Genomic DNA, 18,160 nt, shown 5'->3' with positions numbered 1-18,160 from the left:
TCGGAATCACGCATGCCAATCTACGACCGCGTTCCTACGGTGGCACACATACGGAACCGCGAACCCAGGAGACCCGCATGACCGCCGACGGACTCATCGACGTCCACGCCCACTTCGTCACCGACAGCTACGTCGCCGCCGCCCGATCCGCCGGCCTCGAACATCCAGACGGGATGCCTGGCTGGCCCACATGGAGTGTCGAACAGCATCTCGGCATGATGGAGCGCTCGGGGATCGAGAAGTCCTACCTGTCGGTGTCCTCCCCGGGCGTGCACTTCGGGGACGGCAGCGCGGCCCGCGCCCTCGCCCGTGAGGTCAACGTCTTCGCCGCCCGGGTCCGCACCGAGCATCCCCGGCGGTTCGGTCACTTCGCCTCCCTGCCCCTGCCCGACGTCGAGGGCTCGCTCGCCGAGGCAGCCCATGCACTCGACGTACTCGGTGCCGACGGAGTGGCGCTGGAGACCAATCACCACGGCCTCTACCTCGGCAGTCCCGAGTTCGAGCCGCTGTGGGAGGACCTCGATCGCCGCGGCACCGTCGTCTTCGTCCACCCCACGTCACCGCCCCACGCCGACGACCTCTCCCTGGGCCGACCGCGGCCGATGCTGGAGTTCCTCTTCGACACCACCCGCACCGCGAGCGACCTGCTCTTCCGCGGCGTCCTGGCCCGGCATCCGCGGATCCGTTGGATCCTGACCCACGGCGGCGGGGCGCTCCCGCTGCTCGCCGACCGCATGGAAATGTTCCGCACTCTGCTGGGCGGCGGGCCCGTGGACGCACCGAGCGCCGTGGAACAGCTCAGCCGCCTCTGGTACGACATGGCCGGGACGCCCTTCCCCCGCCAGATCCCGGCCCTCGACGCGGCGTTCGGCGTCGAACGCCTCCTGTACGGCAGTGACTACTGCTGGACACCGGCCGAGGCGGTGCTCGCCCAGGTCGAGGCCGTCGGTTCCGCGACGCAGCCGTCCGCCACCGACACCTGGCGGGACCTCACCACCCGCAACGCGCGCCACCTGTTCGCCGCGGACGCGCGATGACCGCCCCTCAGCCGAAGGAATGGGCGCGGATACGGCGGCAGGCGGAGGCATCGCGGGGCGCGGTCATCGGGCGGCTTTCTGGTCGATACGGGCCGGGCCGCTCCAGCCAGGTGCTTCTAGGCTCGACGTGAGTGATCAGTGGCCGCGCAGCAGCCACACGGGCACCCGGCGGCTTCCGCGGCAGTCGCCCCGCCGACTTCTGTCCGGGCTCATGGCAGGCAGCGGGAGGCCGGTGAGGACCAGGCCCGCGGCGCGCCGTCGCCATCGGACAGGTGCCGGGAGCTTCCCCCGACGCCGTACTCGGTGTGCTTGGCCACCCACAATTCCGCCAGGTCCTCCGGATCCGACGCGTACGGCCCGCGGTCAACGGGTACGCCGTCCAGCTGCTGCCGGGTCTCCCGCTCACGCCGGGCGGCCTCCGCGACGTTTTCCGCCGCCTGCGCGGCACTCTGCCGTTGCGGGAGGTTGCCGGCAGGATCCGGCGGCTGGCCGGCTGGCCGGCTCGCGGTGCAAGGCCCTTGTCCCTGCGCCGTTGTTCGCGGCAGTGGGACAAGGGCTTCACATGAGGCCGGGTCAGGCCTCGGTGCCGTGCGCGGCGGCCTTCGCCTTCATCTTGGCGAGCTGCGCGGCCGACGGTGCGAAGATCCGGCCCGCGTCGTTGGTGCCGCCGGACTGCTTGCCGACGACCAGCACTGTGTCGCCGTTCTTCAGCGCGGACTCGGTAAGCTTCTTGCCGTCCCGGGTGACCTTGGCGTTCTTGTCCACGTTCCAGGTCCAGCTGACGCCGTCGGGGCTCTTGACGGTCAGCCGGTCACCGGAGATGGACGTGACCTGGCCGCGCTGCCACTCGCGGACCACGTATTGCCCGGTCTTGGCGTTCTTCACGGTGGCCTGCCCGTGCACACCGCGCGCCAGCATCCTGTGCACCCGGAACCTGAGGTGCCGGTGCTTGCCCGCGTGCTTGTGCGCCTTGGCCGCGGCCGTCGGCGCCGCGCTGTGGGAGCCGTCCGTGCCGGCCGCGTAGGCCGTGGCGCCGCCGACCGTGAGCCCGCCGGCGAGGACGATCCCGGCCACCGTGGTTCCGCGCCTACCGAGCCACCGCTTGCGCATCATCGTGCCGTCCTTTCTCCGGAAGGCCGTCCCGCCTTCCTCGGTATCGATTCGCGCGGACCATAGGAGCCGACTTTGTGGAAACTCTGTGACTTGTCGTTCTGTTCAGCGGTGAGCGCGAGGACGGTGGTCCGGGCGATCCGCAGGTGCTGTTCTTCACCGACGCCGAAGCCCGCGAGTGGGCCACCAGCCGCCCGATGGTCCATGCCCTGTACGAGCGCCTCGATCGCCTCACGGACGTCACCCCGGCCGCCCACCCGTGACCGCAGGCAGCCGGGGCCACGACCCCGGACACCGGAGTCGGGCCTCTCGCTCACCTGGACGGACGAGGCTCCTTCCCGGCCCGTGCCGGAATGGAGCGCGCGGGGTCTGTACGGTCTTCGGCCCTGTCTCACATTCGGTGGTGACGGAGGGTTGCCAAGGTCGTTGACAATTATGTGCGAGATGTCAACGAGCTTGTAGATGTGGTGTTCTCGGGGCTGTTACCGCTGGTCATCGAGGACGTGACCGACGAAGGCGAGCGGATCCTGGTGCGAGCACGGACGCCGGCGGACATGGTGCCGTGCCCAAGTTGCGGGGTGCCGTCCGGGCGGGTTCATGGCTTTCACCTGCGGACGGTGGCCGATGTACCGGTGGACGGGCGACGGGCAGTAGTCCGTGTGCGGGTGCGGCGACTGGTGTGTCCCACGCGAGGCTGTCGGCACACCTTCCGTGAGCAAGTGCCTGGGGTACTGGAGCGATACCAGCGACGCACGGCCCGTCTGACCAGGCAAGTCAAGGCCGTGGTCAAGGAGTTAGCGGGCCGGGCCGGGGCTCGTTTGCTGGCGATACTCGCGGTGGGCGTCTCGCGGCACACCGCCCTTCGGACACTGCTGCGTATCTCACTGCCCACCGGCCGAATACCCCGCGTGATCGGCGTCGACGACTTCGCTCTGCGCCGGCGCCACCGCTATGCCACCGTGATCATCGATGCCGAGACCCATGAGCGGATCGACGTGCTGCCCGACCGCACGGCCGACACCCTGGAGGCATGGTTACGCGCTCATCCGGGCGTCGAGGTCGTCTGCCGCGACGGCTCCGCGACTTACGCCGAGGCCATCCGCCGTGCTCTGCCCGACGCGGTACAGGTTGGTGATCGCTGGCATTTGTGGCACAACCTGTGTGAAGCCGCGCTGAGCGAGGTCAAGGCGCACAGCACCTGCTGGGCCACCGTCCTGGACGCGCCCCTCTACGACGGTCCCCGTGCACAGACCACCCTGGAACGCTGGCACCAGATCCACGACCTGCTCGACCAGGGCGTGGGCCTGCTCGAATGCGCCCGCCGTCTGCAACTGGCCCTGAACACCGTCAAACGCTACGCCCGCGCCGATCGGCCCGAGCGGATGCTCCGCGTCCCCAAATACCGCGCGAGCCTGGTCGATCCCTACCGCGAGCACCTGCGCAAACGCCGGGCCGAAGACCCCGCCGTCCCGGTCAAGCACCTCTTCGAAGAGATCAAAGACCAAGGGTTCACCGGCTGCCTCAACCTCTTGCACAAGTACATCAACCAAGGCCGCGCGGACTCGGATCGCAGCCACATCTCCCCGCGCAGACTCGCCCGCATGCTCCTCGCCATGCCCGACAACCTCAAGGCCGAACATCAGCACCTACTGGACCGGCTCATCGCGGCCTGCCCCGAGATGACCCAACTCGCCGTCTGCATCAGGGACTTCGCCCAGCTCCTGAAGCCTCACCCAGACAATGCCGACGCGCTCGAGCTCTGGATCACCCAGGTCCGCACTGCCGATCTGCCGCACCTGCATGCCTTCACCCGAGGGCTGGAGCGAGACCTCGACGCCGTGATCGCCGCGTTTACACTCCGCTACAGCAACGGCCCCACCGAGGGCGTCAACACCAAGACCAAGCGGATCGCCCGCCAGATGCACGGGCGAGCAGGCTTCACCCTCCTCCGCCACCGCATCCTCCTCGGATAGCGACACCCTCCGTCACCACCGAATGTGAGACAGGGCCGTTGGCTGGACAGACCCGGCCCCGGCCTCGCGCTCGCCCACGGCGCCGGCAGCAGCGTGGCCGGCACTTACGGCCCGATCCTTCAGGGCCTGGCAGCCCACCACACCGTCGTCGGCATCGACTACCCCGGCAGCGGCGACACCCCCCGCTCCACCACACCGCTACAGCTGGACGACCTGGCCGACCAGCTCGTCGCCGCCGCCGTCGCCGAGGACCTGGACACCTTCGCACTGTCCGGTTACTCCCTTGGCGGCCCCGTCGCCATCCGCGCCGCCGTCCGCCACCCCGAGCGCGTCACCGCCCTCGTGCTGACCGCAACCTTCCCCTACCGGGACAACCGCCTCTCCCTCGCCCTGCCGATCTGGCGCAAGCTGGCCGAGTCGGGCGACCGCGAACTGCTGGCCCAATACCTGACGATGATGGCCTTGGGCGCCGACGCACTGGAGGCGATGCCGGCCGAGCAGCTCCAGCAGGCGATCGGCTTCACCGCCGCCAGCGTCGCCGACGGCACCCCCGAGCACGCCGAGCTGGCCCCCCGGGCCGACGTCCGCGACGACCTGCCGCACATCAAGGCGCCCACCCTGGTCATCTCCGCCATCCAGGACTGGTTCACCTCCACCCGCCTGCACCACCAGCTCGTTGACACCATTCCCGGCGTCCAGCTCGTGGAGATCCCCACCGGCCACCTGCCCATGGTGGAACGCCCCGAGGAATGGCAGAACCTCATCACCGACTTCCTCGTCCGGCACAGCGCCTGAGTGACCCGCTAACTTCCGGGCCGCGCCTGCGTCGGCAGCACGCGCACGATCGCGTCGCGCTCATCGTCCTGCTGCACGGCGGCGCGTTCGCGCGGAATTCCGCTCTGTACACCGCCGACATCGCCATCCAACATGTCTTCGGCTGCGGGTCACCGCCGGGCGTCGGCTCACCCCCGCCTGCACGGGGAGGGCTTGCCGAACCAGGACAGCATTCCGTCGACGCCCGGCTCACCCCCGCCTGCGCAGGAAGGACCATCTGCGGATGCCGGACGAGCTGGAGTTCCGCGGCTCACCCCCGCCTGCGCGGGGAGGGCGACGCGCTCGGCCTGTACTCCGCGGTCACTGGCGGCTCACCCCCGCCTGCGCGGGGAGGACGGCCGCATCCTGTCCAAGCGTCCCACCGACACGGCTCACCCCCGCCTGCGCGGAGAGGACTTCTGGGGGCTCACTGCCCACCTCTCCAGCCCGGTGGCCCACCTGATCGGCGGAACGAGTACGATCCGTATCGGATACAGGTCGTACTCGTTTGGACGGGCGCACACCTTCAGGTGCGTCGACCCGCCGAGTCACCCGGCCGCCAAGGCCGCGGCGGATTCCAGCGACGCGCGATCTGATGAAGCCGGCCGACGTGCGCGAGGGCATGACCGCCTTCGCCGAGCGCCGCGCCCCGAAGTGGACGGGAAAGTAGAAGTGAAGATCGAAGACGTTCGCCGTCTGGTGAACACCCCGCTGTCCAACCCGGCGTACGCGCCGGTGACGGCCCGGTTCACCGACCGCGAGTACCTCCACATCCTCTACCGCACCGACGCCGACGCACTGCGCGCCGTCGTCCCAGAGCCCCTGCAGATCGACGCACACGAGCCGCTGGTCCGGTTCGAGATGATGAAGATGAACGAGGTCACCGCCTACGGCCCCTACACCGAAGGCGGCCTGGTCATCCCGGTCACCTTCGAAGGCGAGCACGGCGAGTACCTGCACTCGATGTACCTCGACAACTTCTCCGCCACCGCGGCCGGACGCGAGCTCAGCGCGTACCCGAAGGTGGCCGGCGCGCCGAAGCTGTACGTCGACGGCCCCACGCTGGTGGGCACCATCGACTTCGGCACGCTGCGGGTCGCCACCGCGACCATGGGCTACAAGCACTACGAGCTGGACAAGCGCCAGGCCGAAGCGCAGATCACCGTGCCGACCTTCATGCTCAAGACCATCCCTGGCTACGACGGCACCCCGCGCGTGCAGGAACTGGTACGCACCCAGATCACCGACATCGTCGTCAAGGAGGCCTACACCGGCCCCGCCCGCCTGCAACTGTTCCAGCACGCCCTCGCCCCCCTGGCCGACCTGCCCGTCCTCGAGGTCGTCTCCGCCAGCCACATCAACACTGACCTCACCCTCGCCCCGGTCAAGCCGGTCTTCGACTACCTGGAAGGCACGCGATGAGCCGGTGATTTCGCACCGCCACCGCGGTCGGCGCCGGCACCATCGGACTGTCGGACGGCGCTGTTCGCCGCCGGCCGTCGACTTCAGGGCGATCGGGACTGAACCTTGCCGGGCACGGCAGTGCCACCGCCGGATCCGGCACAGACGCGGTGATCATGCGCGCAATGCGGCCGTCTCCCGGAACGGCAGCGCACGCGGCCGGCAGTTGGCCCGCGGCCGCCGGCCCGGCCGGGACTCGTCGGAGCTGTCGGACATGCCGCGGACGTCTCAGCCCGCATCCATCGCCCGCGGGCGATGGATGCGGGCACCGCAGGACCCATGCGGGTTGCGTTTCTCACTCTCGGCCCCAGCCGCCGGCCTGACCAACCAAACGAGTACACCGCATATCGGACGCAGGTTGTACTCGTTTCTCGGGAGCGCGCACCTCCGGGTGCGTCGGCTCCCCGAATCACTCCGCCGCGAAGGCCGCGACGGAGCCCTGGCTTAAGGAGTGAATGCTGTGAGCTTCACCGTGCCTACCAACTACGCATCCCGCCCGGTGGCCGTGATCGGCGCCGGGACACTTGGCCGTCGAATGGCGTTGATGTTCGCAACCGGCGGCGGCCTGGTGCGGATCTACGATCCGTCCGAGTCGCAGCGTGAAGCTGCGGTGGACTACGTCGAGCAGAACCTCGCCGAGGTCGCCGGCCGTCGACAGAACGGCAAGCCGGGCACCGTGGTCGCCGGCGGCCTCACCGAGGCGGTCCAGGACGCATGGCTGGTCATCGAGGCGGTCCCGGAAAGGCTCGCACTGAAGAAGCAGATCTTCGGTGACCTGGACGCGATCGTCGCGGCCGATGCGATCCTCGCGACAAACTCCTCGTCCTACGCCAGCAGCAACTTCCTCGACCACGTCCGGCATCCCGAGCGCGTGCTCAACATCCACTTCTACATGCCGCCCACACAGAACGCGGTCGACGTGATGTCCTGCGGCAAGACCGACCGGGACGTGCTGGACTTCGTGATGGCCACACTCCCCGAGTTCGGCGTGTATCCCTTCGAAGCCCGCAAGGAGAGCACCGGGTTCATCTTCAACCGGGTGTGGGCCGCTGTGAAGCGCGAGTGCCTCGAAGTGGTCGCCGAAGGCGTGGCCACCCCGCAGGACGTCGACGGGATGTTCTGCGTCAACACCGGTCTCAAGGGTGGACCGTTCCGGATGATGGACAAGGTCGGCCTGGACGTCGTGCTCGACATCGAGGAGCATTACGCGACCGAACACCCCGAGCACCCGGAGGCCCCCCGCGTGCTGCTGCGTGATTACATTAGCCGTGGCCGTCTCGGTGTGAAGAGCGGCGCAGGTTTCTACGACGACTACGCGAAGGTCTGAACAGGTACACGGTGCCCAAGTCGCCGACCAAGACCCGGCCGCGAACGGTGGCCGCCTTGATGAGCAGCGCACGCGCGCTGTTCATCGAGCGCGGCTACCACGCGACCTCGATCAGCGACATCTGCGGGCACGCCGGGCTGACCCGCGGCGCCTTCTACTCCAACTACCGCAGCAAAGAGGACCTGTTCCTCGCTCTCTACGACACCGAGACCGACCGTATCCTCGCCAACCTCGAGCGTGCCGCACACGACGACACCGCCGGTAAGCATCCGGCCGGGCGGGTCCTGGAACTGCTCGCCGTCCACCGCCGGGACGACGAGCAATGGTTCCTCGCTTCCATGGAGTTCACCCTCCACGCTGGACGCAATCGCGACATTGCCGCCGAGCTGGCGCCCCGCGAGGACCGCCTCAATGCCGGCATGGCCCAGATTTTCGCGAGCCTCCTCCACGACGCCACGCCGGACGACTGCCACGACATCGCGATGCTGGTCGCCGCGCTGCACGAGGGCCTCACGGCACAGGAAATCATCCACGGCGCCCCGGCTGCCGCCTTCCGTGAACGCATTGTCCCCCGGGTGCTCAACGCCATCACTACGGTCTGATCAGTGCCATCACCGCACCCACGGCCACGGACGACCACGCCTCCCCAGGTCCTGGACCCCTGGCCACAGTGACTCCGTGGTACTGGCCGAGTCCGGTGATCTGCTTGGCGAGCTCGTTGTTCTCCTCGATCTTCCAGCGCACCCCGGCCCGGCACACAGCCTCGGTGACGGGGCGTCGGCGGGGCGGGGCGGGGACGAGGAAGTAAGGAAGTACGGGTAAGACCCTCGCCCATATGGGGATCCCGAAGGTCTACTCGTTCCACATGACGCTGCCGTACTCGCGTGATTCGTTCCGCTGCTTCACCACCAGCCAGGACCTGCAGACCTTTTTCGACTCTCACTGGCGGGCGTTCGCGCACTTCGGCGGGGCGCCGATGACGAATCGTCTGCGACCGGACCAAGATCGTCGTCCGCCGACACGTCGCCCAGGGCGAGGCGGTACCGCTGCATCCGGAGGTGGTGGCTTCGCCGGTCACTACGACTTCGGCATCGACGTGCTGGCCGCCTGGGGCACCCAGCCGGCGAACGCGGCGTCCATCTCCTTGATAGAGGAGAAAGCCCGCCCGGACAGGACGTGGTCGCGGACGATCAGCACCTGGCGTTCGACGCGGCCTCTGCCAGTCGCCGGCTGGGTGCCCCAGCGTCGTCAGACGCACAGGACTTATCAGCAGGTCATCGGTGAGCGGCAGCTCATGACCACGCGGCCCTCAGGCCCCTGGGCTGCTGCCCCGTATCTGGTGGCCGAGCGGCATCTGCGGTCGGTTGGTAAGGACTGTCTGGTCGCCTTCGGTGGCAATCTCTACTCGGTGTCGGCCCGCAAGGTTCGACTCCGGCAGTTGGTGGAGATCCGGTGACCCGAAGCTCAGCGCTCGCCGCGTCCTCGACAACGGCTCACCCCGGCTTCCACCAGGCAGTCGATGCCGCGCAGCCCGCAGAACGTGACAGCAGGCTCCTCTGAGCGTGCTCGGCGAGCACGCGGGCCGGACATCGAGGAGCCGGCGAGTGCAGGGACGTGCCGGGCGAGAGTCACCTGGCCATGTATATGGACGGGTTGGAGCACGGCCGGGCGTAGCCCGGCGCGGCAGCTCTGAGTTGGCCGCAGTTTTACTGACGATCAAGAGTAAAAGCGCGTGGTTTTGTTCGGCATGTGGTCGTGGTTGCGAGCAGGGTTACCGGCTGGCTGTCTCGTCGCGGGTAGTGGCCGGGAAGACGAGCTGGACGGCCCGTACGATAGCTGCCCGGCGGGCCGCGGCATCGGGGGTGCGTGCCTGCTCCTTGGCTACGTGGGCCAACTCGGGCTGGGCGGCCCAGGAGGTGGCGATCTGGTGGACGAGGGGGAGGACGTCGAATGGGTCCCAGGACGGGTCCAGGTAGCCATCCTCCTGCGCCTTGCGGAGCTGTTCGGTCTTCTCTCTCACGGCTGCCATCAAGGGGTCGTCCGGGGCGGGAGCGTTGTCACCAAGTTCTAGCCGGCCCCAGGAGACCAGTCGGTGGTGCTCTGGATGGCTGAGGAAGAAGTCGAAGATGCGTCCGGCGTACCCGGGCAGATCGGTGGGATCCATTCGGCTGGCTGCGGCCACGACCGCGAGTTCCTGCCGGGCGACGAACGCGTAGAGGTCCTCCTTGCTGCGGAAGTAGGCGTAGACGCGTTCCTTGCTGGTCCTGGCCTCTTTCGCGATGCGGTCCACCCTGGCGCCGGCGATGCCGTACTGGGCGAATTCGGCCTTCGCCGCCATGACGATCCGGTCGCGCGTGTCGGCGGCGGTACGAGATCTCATGGCACCACCATAGTACCAAACTGTTCGGTTTGCCAAGCGGCGATAACCCGATCCTGCGCCGCAACCAGCACTACACCGCCTGCACCTCGCAGTCGTCGCCCGCAAACACGCGCGACCGTGCTCAGACTTCGCGACGAACACTGCGCCGTCGGCGCCGTGGTGCGTCGGCGCCAGGCATCGAGGAGATACGTCTGTCCTGGACTCCGAGCTGACGGAGAGTCGGCACGCCCCATGGCCTGATCTGTGGAAGGGCGCGCGAACTCCATCGTGAGCAGTTGGCCCACGCTGATTGTGGGTCGACTTGTTTGTGGGGCACGGCGGGCACCCGGCCCGGGCGGTGTGGAGGAACGCCCGGACCGGGTGCCCGCCGTGGTCCCGACGGGTCAGCGGAAGATGCCGTGATCGAAGCCGTGCACGTCGTCGATCACAATGATCCACACGCCACGCTCCCACTGGTAAAAGCGGTGGCCATCGTAGCGGTACCGGTGGCCGTGGTCTGTGCTGAACCAGTACCGGCCGTCGCGCTCCCAGCTCCGGTGGCCGTCGAAGCGGTAGTCCCGGTGGCCGTCGAGGCGGTAGTCCCGGTGGTCGTCGAGGCGGTAGTCCCGGTGGTCGTCGAGGCGGTAGTCCCGGTGGTCGTCGAGGCGGTAGTCCCGGTGGTCGTCGAGGCGGTAGTCCCGGCGGTCGTCGAGGCGGTAGTCCCGGCGGTCACCGCGCTGGGGGGCGCTCGAGGAGTGGGAGGCGACGACCGCGACGCGGTCGGCCGCCGGGTTCGGTGCCGCCGAGGCGGCACCTCCCGCTGCCAGAAGAGTGCCTGCCACGGCGGCGAGGGTGGCCGCTGCGGCGGCAACCCGACGTCCACGGGTGCGGTTCATGAGGTTCTCCTTGTTCTTGTTCTGCGCTGAAACCCTTGGGGTGAGGGTCCGGGCAGCGTCGCCCCGGGATAGGGGGCAGAAACTGCATTACTGCGCATGTGTTTGGGGCTTCGGGCCTAGGTCAGTTGGGGTGCGCCTGTCTGCCTGGCAGGCCATCGCCCGGCTTCTCGGCTGCACTACTGCCGGCCACTCGGCGTGCCGGTCGTCCCAGGACGGCTGACTGCCTCCACCGGCCAGATGTCAGAGTCGGGGCGTCAGAATCGGACACGCCGCTGTGTACGGCTGGTGAGCTATGGGTGCGTACGCGTCCAGGCGATCTGGTCCTGGACCCACTGAGCGTTATCCACGTGTACCTGGTGGTCGTCCCGGTTTTGAAGGTCCGCAGGCTGAACGGAGCGGGAGACGGATGCGGAGGCATCGATGTGTGGAACCGGCACTGCCGAGGCGGAACCCCCGGTGGTGAGGAGTCCGGATGCTGCGACTGCCGCAGAGGCGACCGCGAGGGCGGTTCGGCGCGCAATCGTGTAGCGCATGGTCTTTCTCCTTAGTCGTACCACCTGCAGCACCGGTTCATACGAACCAGTTCGTTTGATGCTTCGACGTTAACGCTCTGCCGAGGGCCTTGTCAAACGAACCGGTTCGTTTGACATGGCCTCGTCTGTGATTGGGCGGTGGGGTGGCAGTGGGTGGGCGTCAGCGGGATCGCGGTGTTCTGTGCCGAGGAGACGTACGGGATCGGCGAGGGCGAGTTGACGCAGTGGCGGCCGTGGTCGCTGCCCGCGCTGCGGAAGGAGTTCAACGCTGTCCCTCCCCTCGTAGCGTGGAGTCCGTGATCGCAGGGGAAGTTGAGGTTCATGGAGTCCAAGCAACAGACGTACACGCCTGAGTTTCGTGAGGGTGCTGTGCGCATCGTGATCGAGACGGGCAGGCCGATCCCGGAGGTTGCTGAGGAGCTCGGTGTCCACTCCGGGACGCTGCACAGCTGGGTGTCGCGGTGGCGGCGCAACGGCTCGGCGTCCTCCGACCGGCCCGCGCCCGCCGCCTCGGGCGGCCGGCTGCGGGACACCGAGCGCGCCGAGCTGGAGCGGTTGCGGCGGGAGATGAGCGAGAAGAACAAGCGGATACGCGAGCTGGAGATGGAGCGCGATGTCTTCAAACGCTGCATGGCCTTGTGGGTGAAGTAGCTGCCGCCGACCCGGCCCGCCTGGCCGGGGTGATCAGCGACTGCAAGGCCGAGCAGGACATTCCGCACACCCTGACGTGCCGCGCTCTGGGCGTGAGCGAGTCGTGGTTCTACAAGTGGCGGGGCAAGCCTGTCACCGCCCGCGAGGTGCGGCGCGGCAAGCTGGCCGACACGATCCGGGACATCTTCGAGGAGTCGGGCGGCACCTACGGCTCGCCGAAGGTCTGGATCACGCTCGTGCGCCAGGGCTGGAGGGTCTCGGTGAACACCGTCGCGAAGCTGATGGCCGAACTCGGCCTGGCCGGACGCAGGATCCGAAGGCGCCGGGGGCTGACCCGGCCCGGCAGACGGCCCGCTTTCCCGGACTTCGTGCGCCGCGACTTCACCGCCGACGCCCCGGACCAGGTATGGGCCGGCGACATGACGGAGATCGTCACCAGCGAGGGCAAGCTGTACCTGGCCACCGTGATCGATCTGTTCTCGCGCCGCCTGCTCGGTTACGCGATGGGCGCTCGGCATGACGCCGAGCTGGTCGTCGCGTCGTTGAACATGGCCGCGGCCACCCGCGGCGGCGACGTCAGGGGCGTGATCTTCCACTCGGACCGCGGCGGCGATACCAGTCCCGGCGCTTCAGACGGGCCTGCCGCCGACTCGGCGTGACCCAGTCCATGGGCAGAGTCGGATCATGTTTCGACTGTCCGTCAGCGAGGCCTTCAACAGCGTGCTCAAGGTCGAGTACGTCCACCGGCGCACCTTCGCCACCCGCACCGAGGCCCGGCTGAGGATCGCCACCTGGATCACCGGCTTCTACAACACCCAACGACTACACAGCGTATGCGGGTACCAGAGCCCGATCGACTACGAACGAAACCATCACGCCGACTCCACCATGGAGTTGGCCGCTTGAAAGACCTCCACGACGCGAGGGGATTGACACTTCACCGCATCCGCGCCGAACCGGCTGTGGGTCACCGACCTCACCATGATCACCACCGGTGAGGGGCCCTTGTGGCTGTCCGCGATCCGGGACGCGTTCTCCCGCCGGGTGGTCGCCTGGGAAACCTCCGCTCGCGCGGACGCCGACCTGGTCCTGACCACCCTCGAGTACGCCCTCGCGAGCCGGGAAGTCGAACCGGGCAAGCTGGTCCACCATGCCGATCACGGCTGTCAATACACATCCGTGAAGCTCACAACTCGACTACTATGAGCGGGAGTTGAAGCATCCATGGGCTCGGTCGGGGACAGTTACGACAACGCTCTCGCGGAGAACCTGTGGATGATCATCAAGACGGAGTGCATCCGCGGCCGCGTCTTCGCCACCCGGGCCGAGGCGAATCTCGCGCTCTTCGAGTACATCGACGGCTTCTATAACTCCCGGCGCATCCAGAAGCGGCTCGGCTACCTCAGCCCGATCGAGTTCGAGGAGAAGCACTACGCCGACCAGGCAACGACCGAACGAACGAACCTGAAACCCCGTCACCCCGCCCTGACCAGCTGATCAGCACCTCCCGCACACCGGGGGAACCTCACTCGGGGTGGGGGAGGCATGCGTCGTCTTGTGTCCGCTTCGTGGTCGAGGAGCGCGCGGTGACGTCGGTGCTGGGAATGCTGGAGGAGCGGGAGGTGGCTGCCCGGGTGCGGGTGGAGGGTCTGCGGGAGGAAGCCACGCGGTGGCTGAGGTGTTGGAGGCCGCGGAAATCGAGCTGGACCGGCGGGTGATCGCGCGGGAGGAGCTGGTCGAGGCGTTGGCAGCTTCCGCGGCCGGGACGACTGCCGAGGCCGAGGCTGAGCGGGAAACGGCGCCCTCACAGGTGCCGGTGCCGGGCTCGACGGTGCCAGGTAGGGCCTGTGTCCGCGGTTTTCCGCGGACACAGGCCCTACCTGGCACGGGTTCGTACGAGACCGATCAGCTGTTGGCGTTGAGGACGGGGTAGTAGCCGGAGGCGTGGCCGGTGGCGGTGGGGTGGTAGGACTCCCAGCTGGGCGAGACCACCAGGGAGTGCAGCCAGTCGTCGCCGGAGCACAGTTCGTGGCCGTTGAAGGCGGAGCGGACGTCACCGAAGACGAAGCCGTGGGCGGCGGCCCGGCTGGAGATGACGCTGTCGAGGACGTCCGAGGCCTCGTCGATCTTGCGGTGCTTGGTGTCGCTGAGCCCGACGCAGAAGACGCCGAGCGTGTACACGTGCGGGTAGCCGAGGACGACGACCTTGGCGTTGGGCGCCTTGGCGCGGATCGCGTTGTAGGTGGCGTCGAGGCGGGCGGGAAGCGTGTTCTGGGCGTAGCTCTCGGCCTGGTTGACGCGGTTGACGCAGTCGGTGTCCGAACCGGTCACGCACGTGGTCATGACGTCGGAGAAGCCCGCGTCATTGCCGCCGATGGTGAGGGAGACCACTCCGGTGGAGGAGTTCAGGGGGCCGAGCTGGGAGTTCGTCACGTCCGTGGTCACCGCACCCGAGCAGGACGTGTCGGCGAACGCGGACGGGGCGTGGGCGTTCTTCCACAGATAGGGGTAGGCGCTGAAGCTGCGGTGGCAGTTACCGCTCGCACTGTCGTAGTTGCCGGCGCCGTTGCCGGCGGCGTATGAGTCTCCCAGCGCGACATAGGTCGGCCCGGCGGCCTGTGCCGGAACGGTCAGCGCGAAGCTGAGCAGTGTTGCGAAGCCCAGCGTGGCAAGGGCTGACAGGGACTTGGTGGGTCTCACGGAACCTCCCGGAGTGGTGAACCGGCTGCCGGGGGGGCAGCAGGCAGCAACGCGCAGAAGGGCGCGCGCATGACAAAGGGGGTTTCTTGACCGGACTCCGCGTGCGCGCCCCGGCGGTGCGGGGGCGCGGGCGGGTTGAACGTGAACGGCCGCCGCGCTGAGGTGGAGTGAGACTGAGGCGGGCTGCCTGGGCCTCATCGAGCGCACGGCGAAGGCGCGTTCGGCGAAGCGTGCGGTCGGGGGTCTGGGACTATCAGTACGCGCAGACGCCTTACGTACTCAGCGTCTCGGCCACCAGTTGGAAGAAGGCCGTACCGTCCCCGGTGCAGTTGCGGCTGTCACCGGAGGTCGGGTCGACCGTGCAGGAATTCGAGCCGACCGTGTTGGTGTCGTCGGACAGGGAACCGCCGAAGTCGCCCGGCTCGGCACGGACATCGGGCTGGGGAAGGGCGCGGACCATCGCGCCGTTGTCCGGGGTGATGTCCGTGTCGGCGCCGTCGCGGCGGTGGACGATGCCGGGGTGGGGGATGCCGGCGCTGCCGCGGCGGACGATGCCGCAGTCGTCGGCGGGGCAGCCGGCTTGGCAGGCGGGTCCGGTGTGAGCGCTGGAACCGGTCTCGCGGTACCACCTCGGGTGGCCCGGGATGCGGTGGCCCGCGGTCGGCGAGGAGTGGGAGCTGCTGCGGACGTCGAAGCCGGCGCAGCGGCGCCGACTGCCGTCGATGCGCGAGGCGGTGCCGCGATTGCGCGGCGTCGTGAAGGTGCCGCTCACGCGCTTGCCGGTGACCGTGTCGTCGTGGGAGGCGGAGGTGGACGTGAGTGTGGCGGGTTCCGGGTGCGAGCCGCTGGTGCCGGCGCTCACCGCGAGCGAGCTGCCCCTAGGGTCAACCGCCCAGGTGCCTGGCATGCCGATGACATCACCGGCCGAGGCGGGTTGGGCGCAGCCGTGCCTGACGAGCTCCGGCGCGCCGGCGGCCTCGCCGGCATCCTGCGCGGCCCTGTGCGTCGTGACGTCGGCGGCTGTGGTCTTGGCCTTGGTGTCGTAGCGCCAATCGGCGGTCGAGGTGGTGGCGGGGGACTTGGTGAGGCTGGCTGCGGCCGACGGCGAGGTCTTCGCCGAAGAGGCGGTCGGGGCGGCGGCCATCGTGCGGGCCGCCGTCGTGAAGAAGCCGGACGCCATGGCGGTGAGCCTGGCGCGTCTCGCGGTGCTGGATGTCGTGATCCGCACACGGTCCTCCTGCGCGGGGGGAGGTGTAGGTGCCGGTCAGGGGTACGAGACGAGAGTCCGCCGATGGGTTAAATCGGCGTGCTCCTGACAAATTCAATGCTGGATTATTCCGAGGCGGTCGGCAAGCAGTCGGCGGCAAGAATTTACGCGCGTCACATTGGGCGCGTACCTGCCCCCAGATGGCTCCAAGCGCTGCCGTCGACAAGGAACTTGGCGTCGCCATGCGGTCGCCGTGACACGCGCGGCCTTGCCCCGCGAACAGGCGGGACGTCTCGATCGACAGCACGTTTGCGCTCGCGGATGCCCGAGCAGCGCACGAACGAACGCGCCGCCCGAGGGCACATCCAGGGCAAGATCGTGCTCACGGTCGCTTAGGAACCAGCCGTTTCACCGACGCGTCCGGCGCCCGTCCGCGGAGTACCGGCGGCCATCGGGACGCCGACGCCGAAGAGCTTGAGGCGCGTCTGGCGACCAGGCGGCCGCGATGCTCGCTGCGGCGAACCGGCGTGACGTGAGCCGCGCGCCGCCTTGCGACCGACCGCTCCACCGTCAGGACGCCGGACCGCTGCCGCCGACGACGGTGATGCGCCGGCCAGTGATGTCGCCGTTCCGCCAGCATCAGGAATGCGACCGTCTCGGCGATCTCCTGCGGCGAACCGAGCCGACCGCACGGGTCGGCTCCCGGATGCGTCCGTGCTGCTCGTCGGGCCATGGGCGTCTACAGGCTCTCTCGAGTCTTCGCACCGGCTGAGCGTCACTCCGGTGATGTGCGGGCTTCTGCTGGATCATCGGACCAGGGGGCGGAGTGCCGGCGAGGTGCTCGGCAAGGCCTTCGTCCGCGACCGCATTTTTCGACGTAACTCCCAAGCAAAACTGGGTATTTAGGCAAGGCTTGCCCATGCTCTGGTAAGGAAAGGTGTAGGTAACCGGAAGTTCACCGTTCACGTCTACTCGCATAGACCCGGCCGGTGGTGTCATTCCGTCAGCCGCCCGGTACCTCGCCTCCGGGCCCGAAGCGGGAGACCCCCAAATGCGACCTCTGCGCCGCGTCACCGCCACCACCACCGCCCTCGGCATGGCCGCCGCCGGCCTCATCATCGCGGTGAGCGGCACCGCGCACGCCTCCGCCTGTTCCCAGTCCTACCTGCCGCTGCCCGACTCGTCCTGCACGCCCGGCTCGTACAACCCCGACGTCACCCAGTCGAACATAGGCAGCACCATCTGCGTGTCCGGCTGGACCGACACCGTCCGGCCCCCCACGTCCTACACCAACCCCCTCAAGGCGCAGGGCATCATCGACTACGGGTACTCCGACACCAACATGTCGGACTACGAGGAGGACCACCTCGTGCCGCTGGAACTCGGCGGTGCGCCCCGCGACCCCGGCAACCTGTGGCCCGAGCCGCACTACGGCACCAAGACCGCCTACACCAAGGACGGCACCGAGACCAAGCTGAAGAACGCCGTCTGCAACGGCACCATCACTCTCTCCGCCGCGCGCAGCGCCATTAAGAACAACTGGACCACCGCACTCCAGGTCACCGGCATCGGCTGACTTCCAGTGAGGCCGTAGACCCCGCCCGGTGATTGATCCCAAGGGATCGGCTGTGCGCATGCGACGAGGGAGCCCAACGTCATTGTCTGAAGACAGAGTTGGGCTTCCTCGCCACCCACCGAAGGCCCGGACGACCGCCGACCCCCTACGCCGGACACCGCTCGTTTCTGCAGCTCACCTCAGGTGGGCAAGCCGCTCCCGCTTGCCGACGCCTCTTCTCCACGTGACAGCCGGGGAGAAGGTGCAGTCGGGCAAAAGCCTGTGGTCGGGTCAGCGTAGGCGGACCACGGTGACCACCGCATGTCGGATGGTGCCTGCCACGACCTCCACGATGACCTCCGCGCTCACGGGTGTGTAGGCGTCGCCGCCCTGCGTGTACGCGTGCTCGGGCCGGGTCCGGGTCCACCTGCTGGAGCCGGCCCTGTAGGTGCCGAGAACCACGTCCGTGCTGGTCACGCGGCATGTTGGTACTCGCGGAGGATGCCGCCGAGGCGGTCGCGTCTGCGGACGTCGAGAT

General features: G+C 68.4%; 17 protein-coding genes and 3 pseudogenes. 13 read left to right on the top strand and 7 right to left on the bottom strand.

Features of this window, described 5'->3' with window-relative positions; genetic code table 11:
- Positions 1 to 77 precede the first annotated feature (77 nt).
- Positions 78 to 1,037: an amidohydrolase family protein gene (locus ABZ656_RS40035; RefSeq protein WP_360275019.1), complete on the top strand. Its 960-nt coding sequence runs from the start codon at positions 78 to 80 to the stop codon at positions 1,035 to 1,037.
- A 573-nt stretch (positions 1,038 to 1,610) separates the two neighbouring features.
- Here the strand turns inward: ABZ656_RS40035 and ABZ656_RS40030 are convergent.
- The gene (locus tag ABZ656_RS40030) at positions 1,611 to 2,150 is read right to left on the bottom strand and encodes a hypothetical protein (RefSeq protein WP_360275016.1); all 540 of its coding nucleotides are present in this window, start codon (positions 2,148 to 2,150) and stop codon (positions 1,611 to 1,613) included.
- A 464-nt stretch (positions 2,151 to 2,614) separates the two neighbouring features.
- On the opposite strand from ABZ656_RS40030, the gene ABZ656_RS40025 reads away from it, so the two are divergent.
- The 5 genes from ABZ656_RS40025 (at position 2,615) to ABZ656_RS40005 (ending at position 8,323) form a co-directional block, all read left to right on the top strand.
- Positions 2,615 to 4,120 carry an ISL3 family transposase gene (locus tag ABZ656_RS40025; RefSeq protein ID WP_360275060.1) on the top strand — a complete coding sequence of 502 codons (1,506 nt, stop codon included), beginning with the start codon at positions 2,615 to 2,617 and terminating at the stop codon, positions 4,118 to 4,120.
- Between the two features lie 24 nt (positions 4,121 to 4,144).
- On the top strand, positions 4,145 to 4,915 hold the full coding sequence (locus ABZ656_RS40020) for an alpha/beta hydrolase (protein WP_360275013.1): 771 nt from the start codon (positions 4,145 to 4,147) through the stop codon (positions 4,913 to 4,915).
- Positions 4,916 to 5,605: 690 nt separating this feature from the next.
- Positions 5,606 to 6,355 carry an acetoacetate decarboxylase gene (locus ABZ656_RS40015; RefSeq protein ID WP_360275010.1) on the top strand — a complete coding sequence of 250 codons (750 nt, stop codon included), beginning with the start codon at positions 5,606 to 5,608 and terminating at the stop codon, positions 6,353 to 6,355.
- 499 nt (positions 6,356 to 6,854) lie between these two features.
- Positions 6,855 to 7,721 (top strand): 3-hydroxyacyl-CoA dehydrogenase family protein, encoded by an 867-nt coding sequence (locus ABZ656_RS40010; protein WP_360275007.1) that lies wholly within the window; start codon positions 6,855 to 6,857, stop codon positions 7,719 to 7,721.
- 59 nt (positions 7,722 to 7,780) lie between these two features.
- Positions 7,781 to 8,323 (top strand): TetR/AcrR family transcriptional regulator, encoded by a 543-nt coding sequence (locus ABZ656_RS40005; RefSeq protein WP_360275004.1) that lies wholly within the window; start codon positions 7,781 to 7,783, stop codon positions 8,321 to 8,323.
- 505 nt (positions 8,324 to 8,828) lie between these two features.
- Here ABZ656_RS40005 and ABZ656_RS40000 read toward each other — a convergent pair.
- The 3 genes and pseudogenes from ABZ656_RS40000 to ABZ656_RS39990 all read right to left on the bottom strand — a co-directional run.
- Positions 8,829 to 8,945, bottom strand: a pseudogene (locus ABZ656_RS40000) (integrase core domain protein); the annotation flags it as partial.
- A 547-nt stretch (positions 8,946 to 9,492) separates the two neighbouring features.
- Positions 9,493 to 10,101, bottom strand: coding sequence for a TetR family transcriptional regulator (locus tag ABZ656_RS39995; RefSeq protein ID WP_360275001.1), 609 nt, complete (start codon positions 10,099 to 10,101; stop codon positions 9,493 to 9,495).
- 383 nt (positions 10,102 to 10,484) lie between these two features.
- On the bottom strand, positions 10,485 to 10,976 hold the full coding sequence (locus ABZ656_RS39990) for a hypothetical protein (RefSeq protein ID WP_360274998.1): 492 nt from the start codon (positions 10,974 to 10,976) through the stop codon (positions 10,485 to 10,487).
- A 671-nt stretch (positions 10,977 to 11,647) separates the two neighbouring features.
- On the opposite strand from ABZ656_RS39990, the gene ABZ656_RS39985 reads away from it, so the two are divergent.
- The 6 genes and pseudogenes from ABZ656_RS39985 to ABZ656_RS39960 form a co-directional block, all read left to right on the top strand.
- Complete coding sequence (locus tag ABZ656_RS39985) at positions 11,648 to 11,809, top strand: hypothetical protein (RefSeq protein ID WP_360274995.1); 162 nt, start codon at positions 11,648 to 11,650, stop codon at positions 11,807 to 11,809.
- A gap of 21 nt (positions 11,810 to 11,830) precedes the next feature.
- A complete protein-coding gene (locus ABZ656_RS39980; RefSeq protein ID WP_360274992.1) occupies positions 11,831 to 12,160 on the top strand; it encodes a transposase in 330 nt (109 codons plus the stop codon).
- On the top strand, positions 12,148 to 12,819 hold the full coding sequence (locus ABZ656_RS39975; RefSeq protein WP_360274989.1) for an IS3 family transposase: 672 nt from the start codon (positions 12,148 to 12,150) through the stop codon (positions 12,817 to 12,819). The genes ABZ656_RS39980 and ABZ656_RS39975 overlap by 13 nt, the downstream gene beginning before the upstream one ends.
- Before the next feature lie 25 nt (positions 12,820 to 12,844).
- On the top strand, positions 12,845 to 13,066 hold the full coding sequence (locus tag ABZ656_RS39970) for an IS3 family transposase (RefSeq protein ID WP_360274986.1): 222 nt from the start codon (positions 12,845 to 12,847) through the stop codon (positions 13,064 to 13,066).
- Positions 13,067 to 13,117: 51 nt separating this feature from the next.
- Positions 13,118 to 13,366 (top strand): annotated as a pseudogene (locus ABZ656_RS39965) (DDE-type integrase/transposase/recombinase); the annotation flags it as partial.
- A gap of 15 nt (positions 13,367 to 13,381) precedes the next feature.
- Positions 13,382 to 13,657: pseudogene (locus tag ABZ656_RS39960) on the top strand (IS3 family transposase); the annotation flags it as partial.
- Between the two features lie 408 nt (positions 13,658 to 14,065).
- On the opposite strand, the gene ABZ656_RS39955 reads toward ABZ656_RS39960, so the two are convergent.
- Both ABZ656_RS39955 and ABZ656_RS39950 read right to left on the bottom strand, forming a co-directional pair.
- A complete protein-coding gene (locus tag ABZ656_RS39955; protein WP_360275057.1) occupies positions 14,066 to 14,809 on the bottom strand; it encodes an SGNH/GDSL hydrolase family protein in 744 nt (247 codons plus the stop codon).
- A 322-nt stretch (positions 14,810 to 15,131) separates the two neighbouring features.
- Positions 15,132 to 16,088: a hypothetical protein gene (locus tag ABZ656_RS39950; protein ID WP_360274983.1), complete on the bottom strand. Its 957-nt coding sequence runs from the start codon at positions 16,086 to 16,088 to the stop codon at positions 15,132 to 15,134.
- A 1,030-nt stretch (positions 16,089 to 17,118) separates the two neighbouring features.
- Here ABZ656_RS39950 and ABZ656_RS39945 point away from each other — a divergent pair.
- Positions 17,119 to 17,643 (top strand): hypothetical protein, encoded by a 525-nt coding sequence (locus ABZ656_RS39945; protein ID WP_143651865.1) that lies wholly within the window; start codon positions 17,119 to 17,121, stop codon positions 17,641 to 17,643.
- A gap of 270 nt (positions 17,644 to 17,913) precedes the next feature.
- Here ABZ656_RS39945 and ABZ656_RS39940 read toward each other — a convergent pair whose 3' ends face one another.
- Positions 17,914 to 18,099 carry a hypothetical protein gene (locus ABZ656_RS39940; RefSeq protein ID WP_360274980.1) on the bottom strand — a complete coding sequence of 62 codons (186 nt, stop codon included), beginning with the start codon at positions 18,097 to 18,099 and terminating at the stop codon, positions 17,914 to 17,916.
- Positions 18,100 to 18,160: the final 61 nt, after the last annotated feature.

The organism is Streptomyces sp. NPDC007095 (assembly GCF_040634475.1).
GTDB lineage: Bacteria > Actinomycetota > Actinomycetes > Streptomycetales > Streptomycetaceae > Streptomyces.
This window is presented reverse-complemented; position numbering and strand designations above follow the sequence as displayed.